Below are 6492 nucleotides of genomic sequence, written 5' to 3'. Positions count from 1 at the left end.
CCCCCTGGCGCTGCCCGCCACGGCGGCGCCGCTGGCACCGCCCGCACGCCATGCGGGCCGCGCCACGGCCCCGCACGCGGCGCTGTTCCAGGCTCGCGGCCCGCCGCCCGCGCGGGCCTGACGTTCCCCAACTCCTGATTTCATAGCTGCCAGCGCCCGTCCAGTAAGCGCTGGTGGCCATTTTTGTTCACATTCATGCTCTGCGCCCGTGGCGCGGGGCCGCGTGCCGCTGCACGCATTTACCGCAAACCATCACCATGACCCAACCCCTCGTTCTCCACCGACCCGCCCTGCGCCCCGTCGCCCTGGCCGCCATGCTGGCCCTGTCCGGGGCCGCCCTGGCGCAGCCGCAAGCCGCCGAGCCCGAAGCCAGCCTGCCGCCCGTCACCGTCTCGTCCAGCGGCCTGCAACTGGGCGCGGACGACATGACCACCCCCGTCACCGTGCTCGAAGGCGACGACCTCGTGCGCCGCCGCGAGGCCACGCTGGGCGAAACCCTGAACAGCGAGCCCGGCATCACCAGCAGCCACTTCGGCGCCGGGGCCAGCCGCCCGATCATCCGGGGCATGGACGGCCCGCGCGTCAAGGTCCTGAGCGACGGCGCCGAGCTGCACGACGCATCCACCATCAGCCCCGACCACGCCGTGGTCTCCGAACCCCTGCTCGCCACGCAGATCGAGGTGTTGCGCGGCCCCTCGGCCCTGGTTTATGGCAACGGCGCCGTGGGCGGCGTGGTCAATGTGCTGGACGGCAAGGTGCCCACCGCCATACCGCAAAAAGGCTACGAAGGCAGCGCCGAGCTGCGCGCGGGCACTGGCGCGCGCGAAGGGGCGGGCGCCTTTGCGCTGACCGGCGGCGCAGGCCACCTGGCCATCCACGTGGAAGGCGTGGCGCGCGACGCGGGCGACTACCGCGTGGGCAAGGGCTGGGCGCCCGACGGCGAGGCCACCCGCAAGGTGTCTGGCAGCTTCAACCGCACCGACACCGGCAGCGTGGGCCTGTCGTGGGTGGGCGACAGCGGCTACCTGGGCGCCGCGTACACGCGCCAGACGGCCAAGTACGGCCTGCCGGGCCACAACCATGGCTTCGAGGGCTGCGGTGCCCTCGGCAACCGCCTGGTTTGCGGCGCGGACGAGGACGAAGACGGACACGACCATGAGGATGAGGAACACGGCGACGTGCCCGTGGTGGACTTGCGCAGCGAGCGGCTGGACATTCGCGGCGAGCTGCGCAACCCGTTTGCGGGCTTCTCGGCCCTGCGCCTGCGCGCGGGCGTCACGGACTACGTACACGACGAGGTCGAGGACGGCGCCGTCAGCACCACCTTCAAGAACAAAGCCTACGACACGCGCATCGAGCTGCAGCACGAGCCCGTCGCGGGCTTCAAGGGCGTGATCGGCCTGCAGACCTCAGAGCGCAAGTTCAGCGCCGAGGGCGAGGAAGCCTACGTGGAGCCCACCGTCACGCGCCGCACGGGCCTGTTCATCCTGGAGGAATACCGCCTGGGCGACTGGCGTTTTGAAGCCGCACTGCGCCACGACCGCCAGACCGCCGAGGCGCAGACCAGCGGCATCGAGCGCAGCCACAACGGCACGTCCGCCTCATTGGGCGCGGTATGGCGCTTCACGCCCGGCTACCAGCTCGGCGCGTCGTTCACCCGCGCCAGCCGCGCCCCCACGGCGGAGGAGCTGTACGCGCAGGGCCTGCACATGGCCACCAGCACGTACGAACGCGGCAACGCCGACCTGCGCTCCGAAATCTCGCACAACATCGACCTGAGCCTGAAAAAGACCAGCGGCGACACCACCTTCGGCGTCAGCGTGTTCCACAACCGCGTGCGCAACTACATCTATGGCCGCACGCTGGACGAGCTGGACGGCCTGCAACTGCTGCAGTACAGCCAGGCCAACGCCACCTTCACCGGCATCGAGGGCCAGGTGCGCCAGCGCCTGAATCGGCACGTGGGCATCACCCTGTTCGGCGACGTGGTGCGCGCCCGGCTGGAAGACGGCGGCCTGCTGCCGCGCATCCCCGCCGCCCGCGCGGGCCTGCGCCTGGACGGCAACTGGAACGCCTGGGACGGCCAGATCGAATGGGTGCAGGTGGCCCGCCAGAACCGCGTGGCCGAGTTCGAAAGCGCCACGCCGGGCTACGGCATGCTGAACCTGGGGGTGAGCTACAGCGGCACCTGGGCCAGAGGCACGCCGTGGCAGGTTTACCTGAAGGCCAACAACCTCACCGACCGGCTGGCGTACGCGCACACCAGCTTCATCAAGAACGCGGCGCCGCTGATGGGGCGCAACGTGACGGTGGGGGTGAAGGTGGCGTTCTAGGCTGTCCGGTTGAAACGCATGGGAGCCAGCACGTATCATCGTCGGCACTTCACCCGGAGTCTTGCCATGCCCGATGTAGTCGCTGACCTTGCCGAACAAGCACGCGAGCTTTCGCCCGCAGAGCGCTCGCGTCTTGTTGACCTCCTGCTGGAGTCCCTGCACGAATCCCCCCTTGCCGAAGTAGAAGCGGCATGGGCTGTGGAGATCGAGCGCCGCATGGCAGCGTATGAGCGGGGCGGGGTACAGACCTTTGCCGCAGAAGACGTGTTCGCCGAAGCCCGCCGCATCGCGCCGTGAGGCTGGCCCGTTTCACAAGCGAAGCCCGCTCGGAGTTGCTGGCGCAGACGGCGTATTACGAAACCATCCGCAAGGGGCTGGGCGCTCGCTTTCGTACGGAAATTGCCGAAGGCGTGCTCATTTGCGCGGTAGCTGGCGATTATCAAATGCCAGAATATTGGTTGAGCCGCGTTGATCGTTAAGGCGCCAGCCGCTCGCGCACCCATTCGCCGCCATCGAGCCGGTAGCGCAGCCGGTCGTGCAGGCGGCTCTTGCGGCCCTGCCAGAACTCCCACTGGTCGGGCTTCAGGCGGTAGCCGCCCCAGTGCGGCGGGCGCGGCGGGTTCATCAGGTACTGCGCGCCGTACTTTGCCGCGTTGGCCACCAGCACGCCGCGCCCGGCGATCACCTGGCTTTGCGGGCTGGCCCAGGCGCCGATGCGCGAGTCGAGCGGGCGGCTGGCAAAGTAGGCGTCGCTTTCCTCGGCGCTCACCTTCTCCACCACACCCTCGATACGCACCACGCGCTCCAGCTCGACCCAGTGGAACTGCAGGGCCGCATAGGGGTTGCCCGCGATCTGGCGGCCCTTGCGGCTGTCGTAGTTGGTGAACCAGACGATGCCGCGCTCGTCGTAGCCCTTGATGAGCACGATGCGCGTGCTGGGCCGCAGGTCGCTGCCCACGGTGGCGAGCGTCATGGCGTTGGGCTCGGGCACCTGGGCGTTGATGGCTTCTTGCAGCCACTGGTCGAACTGCCGCAGCGGGGCAGGGTGCGAGGCGCTTTCATCGAGTTCGGCGCGCTCGTAGCTCTTGCGCAGGTCGGCGATGGAGGATGAGGGGGAGGAGGGCGGGGCGGTCATGGCGGCCATTGTGCCCCGCCGGAGCGCATGGTTTACGGCGCTGCCGTGATCACGGCGCAGGCCAGGCGCGGCCCGGCATTGCCCGTGGGCTGGGTGGTGTAGTCGTCGGGGTCGCGGTGGACGATCAGGCCCCTGCCCACGATGTCGTTGGCGCTGCTGCCCACGCGGATGCTGCGCGACTCGAAGGCCACGACGGCCACGCCGCTGGCATTGGCCTTGAGGCTGGGCAGGTCGCCCGTGTGGTGCTCGGCCGCATCATGGTGGCCGTGCGGTTTGCCGCCGGGGTTGAAGTGGCCGCCCGTGCTCATGCCGTCGCCGCTGGAGCAATCGCCTTTTTCGTGGATGTGAAAGCCGTGCTCGGCCCCGGGCTTGAGGCCGCGGATTTCGCCGGACACCTTCACGACCTCGCCCGACTGCACGAAGCGGACGACGCCACTGACCGCGTTGCCGCGCGTGGGCTCCAGCGTGGCAGTGGCGGCGGGGCCGGGGGAATGGGCGGCGCAGCCCGCCAGGGCACACGCCGCGATGGCCGACAGGGCCAGTGCCCGGTGCGTATTGCTGGGGTTCGTCATTGCATGCTCCTTCTGGTTGGTGAAAGACGGCCCATTGTCCTGGCGCCGGGAGCGCACGGCCCAACCGTTACGCCCTATTGCAGTTTGTTGCGGGTCAGCGCGATCAGCCGGGCCAGCGCCCGGTCGTGAATGCCCAGCCGCTGCAGTTCGTCGTACGTGGCCTGGGCGTAGTCGCGCGTGCTGCCGTAGCGGCCCCGGGCCTGGGCGAAGATGCGGCGGTATTCGCCGTCCGCCAGCGTGCCGGTGTGGCTGGGGCTTTTGCGCGACAGGGTGAAGGCCAGCGCCCTCACGGGGCCTTGCGGCGTGTGGCAACAAAGCCAGCGCGGGTCATAGACGGCGGTGGGCATCTCGCGCTGCCACAGCGCGACGAGCACCTGGCGCGCCTGCGGCTGCAGGATGCGGAACACCATGCCCCGGCAGCTGCCGCCCGAGAGCATGCCGAACACCAGCCCGGGGCATTCGGGCGTGCCACGGTTCACGCGGCTCCACATCTTGAGCGCCCGGTGCCAGCCGTGTACCGTGGCGGCACGGCGCTCGGCAAAGTCGAAATCGGGCCGCCAGATGAGCGATGCGTAGCCAAACACCCACAGGTCCTGCTCGCCGCCCCATTGCGCCAGGGTGCGTTCCAGCAGAGGGGCAGGGTCGCGCAAGGGGGCGGGCAGAGTCGTCATGGGGTTCAATTTAGAATGCGGGGCTTGTTCGGTTTTCAACAACCACTTCATTAATTTACGGGGTTTTCTTCCATGTCCTACAGCAGTTCCGACGACGACAGCCAACAACGTTTTGCCCTTGGGTTCCTGTTCGCGCTGATCGCGCTGCTGCTCACCGCCGTGGTGGGCACGGTGGTCGTCAAGCAGGTGCGCGGCGCCAAGGCCCCCGCCGCCGTGTCCGCCCCCGGTGCAGCCCCTGCTGCGCAAGCCGCCCCGGTGGCTGGCGACGCGGCCAGCGTGCGCGTGGAAGGCGGCGTGGTGAAGTTCTTCTTCGCCACCGGCAAGGCCGAACTGGCCGCAGGCGCCAATGAAGCCCTGGCCGACGTGGTCAAGGGCGTGGCAGCGGGCAAGAAGGCCGTGGTCTCGGGCTTTCACGACGCCACGGGCGACGCCGCAGTGAACGAAGAGCTGGCCAAGCAGCGCGCCCTGGCCGTGCGCGACGCGCTCAAGGCCCTGGGCGTGGCCGAAGACAAGGTCGAGCTGAAGAAGCCCGAGGTCACCCAGGCCAGCGGCACCAACGCCGAGGCCCGCCGCGTGGAAGTGACGCTGGCCGACTGACGGACGGCCCCGCCGCTCCGCGCGCTTCGCGCCCCCTGGAAAAGCCCGGTACCCCCGGGCTTTTTTCATGCAAAAATGGCCTCAAGCGCTTATGCAGCAAGCGCTGTCAGCTATCAAAAGATTAGCGCAGACCCGCGCCAGGGGCATCGAAGTTGCGCTGGATCAGCTCGATCTTGTAGCCGTCCGGGTCCGTCACGAAGGCGATCACCGTCGTGCCGCCCTTCACCGGTCCGGCCTCGCGCGTCACCTGGCCGCCTGCGGCCTTGATCTTGTCGCAGGCCGCGTACACATCGGGCACGCCCAGGGCGATGTGGCCGTAGGCCGTGCCCATGTCGTAGCTCTCCACGCCCCAGTTGTAGGTCAGCTCGATCTCGGCCTGGCCGGGGTTGCCGCCCTCGAAGCCCAGGAAGGCCAGCGAGTACTTGTATTCAGGGTTCTCGGACGTGCGCAGCAGTTGCATGCCGAGCACCTGGGTGTAGAAGTCAATCGAGCGCTGGAGGTTGCCAACGCGCAGCATCGTGTGGAGAAATTTCATGCCTTGGATTGTGCAGGCATGTCGAAAACGAGGCAGGTGGTGGTGCCATGGGCGTACAGCGTGCCGTCGGGGCCGACAAGGCGCGCATCCGCCGTGGCGAGCTGGCGCCCGCAGTGGATCACGCGGCCCTCGGCGCGCACGCGCTGCACCTTGGGGGTGAGGGCCTTGACGATGTTCACGCTCAGCTCCGCCGTGGTGTAGCCGCGCCCCGGCAGCATGCGCGTGTGCACCGCGCAGCCCAGGGCCGAGTCGAGCAAGGTGGCGAACCAGCCGCCGTGCACCGTGCCCATGGGGTTGAAATGCGCCGCGCCCGGCGTGCCCTGGAAAACGGCGCGGCCTTCATCGACTTCCACCAGCAGGAAGTCCAGCGTGCGCGCAATGGGCGCGAAGGGCAGCTCGCCGCGCAGCATGGCCTGCATCTGCTGCAGGCCGGTCAGGCCCGCGATCTGCTCGGGCCGGGAGACGCCGGGGCCGATGCCGCCATCCAGCCGGGCGGCGATGTCGCGCTCCTGGGCGAGCCATTGTTCGAGCTGGTTGGAGTGGGTCATGCGTGCTTTCGGTGGGATATTTGCATCTGCAATTATTGCAGATACAATCAATCGCATGCAAGCCGAAACCACCCCGGTGCTTCCGCAGGGCTGCACCAACT

9 protein-coding genes are annotated in these 6492 nt (G+C 68.7%); 4 read left to right on the top strand and 5 right to left on the bottom strand.

Features of this window, described 5'->3' with window-relative positions:
- Positions 1 to 257 precede the first annotated feature (257 nt).
- The 3 genes from QM569_RS09920 to QM569_RS09910 all read left to right on the top strand — a co-directional run bounded on the left by QM569_RS09920 (position 258) and on the right by QM569_RS09910 (position 2812).
- Entirely contained in the window at positions 258 to 2333 is a 2076-nt protein-coding gene (locus QM569_RS09920) for a TonB-dependent receptor (RefSeq protein WP_414987069.1), read from the top strand.
- 66 nt (positions 2334 to 2399) lie between these two features.
- A complete protein-coding gene (locus tag QM569_RS09915) occupies positions 2400 to 2630 on the top strand; it encodes an addiction module protein (protein WP_414987068.1) in 231 nt (76 codons plus the stop codon).
- Positions 2627 to 2812: a hypothetical protein gene (locus QM569_RS09910; RefSeq protein WP_414987067.1), complete on the top strand. Its 186-nt coding sequence runs from the start codon at positions 2627 to 2629 to the stop codon at positions 2810 to 2812. Before QM569_RS09915 ends, QM569_RS09910 begins: the two co-directional genes overlap by 4 nt.
- Here QM569_RS09910 and pdxH read toward each other — a convergent pair.
- The 3 genes from pdxH to QM569_RS09895 all read right to left on the bottom strand — a co-directional run bounded on the left by pdxH (position 2809) and on the right by QM569_RS09895 (position 4711).
- Positions 2809 to 3468, bottom strand: coding sequence for a pyridoxamine 5'-phosphate oxidase (gene pdxH, locus QM569_RS09905; RefSeq protein WP_414987066.1), 660 nt, complete (start codon positions 3466 to 3468; stop codon positions 2809 to 2811). The genes QM569_RS09910 and pdxH overlap by 4 nt on opposite strands.
- Positions 3469 to 3500: 32 nt before the next feature.
- Positions 3501 to 4040: a superoxide dismutase family protein gene (locus QM569_RS09900; RefSeq protein ID WP_414987065.1), complete on the bottom strand. Its 540-nt coding sequence runs from the start codon at positions 4038 to 4040 to the stop codon at positions 3501 to 3503.
- A 74-nt stretch (positions 4041 to 4114) separates the two neighbouring features.
- Positions 4115 to 4711, bottom strand: a complete 597-nt coding sequence (locus QM569_RS09895; protein WP_414987064.1) for a gamma-glutamylcyclotransferase — start codon at positions 4709 to 4711, stop codon at positions 4115 to 4117.
- A 72-nt stretch (positions 4712 to 4783) separates the two neighbouring features.
- Between QM569_RS09895 and QM569_RS09890 the strand changes: the two genes are divergently transcribed.
- Positions 4784 to 5308: an OmpA family protein gene (locus tag QM569_RS09890; protein ID WP_414987063.1), complete on the top strand. Its 525-nt coding sequence runs from the start codon at positions 4784 to 4786 to the stop codon at positions 5306 to 5308.
- Positions 5309 to 5429: 121 nt separating this feature from the next.
- Here QM569_RS09890 and gloA read toward each other — a convergent pair whose 3' ends face one another.
- Both gloA and QM569_RS09880 read right to left on the bottom strand, forming a co-directional pair.
- Entirely contained in the window at positions 5430 to 5843 is a 414-nt protein-coding gene (gene gloA, locus QM569_RS09885; RefSeq protein ID WP_414987062.1) for a lactoylglutathione lyase, read from the bottom strand.
- Positions 5840 to 6391 carry a PaaI family thioesterase gene (locus tag QM569_RS09880; RefSeq protein WP_414987061.1) on the bottom strand — a complete coding sequence of 184 codons (552 nt, stop codon included), beginning with the start codon at positions 6389 to 6391 and terminating at the stop codon, positions 5840 to 5842. The genes gloA and QM569_RS09880 overlap by 4 nt, the downstream gene beginning before the upstream one ends.
- Positions 6392 to 6492 lie beyond the last annotated feature (101 nt).

The organism is Acidovorax sp. (genome assembly GCF_047607405.1).
Classification (GTDB): Bacteria; Pseudomonadota; Gammaproteobacteria; order Burkholderiales; family Burkholderiaceae_C; genus Acidovorax.
Note: the sequence above shows the minus strand (reverse complement) of the source record. Positions and strands in the feature narration are given on the sequence as shown.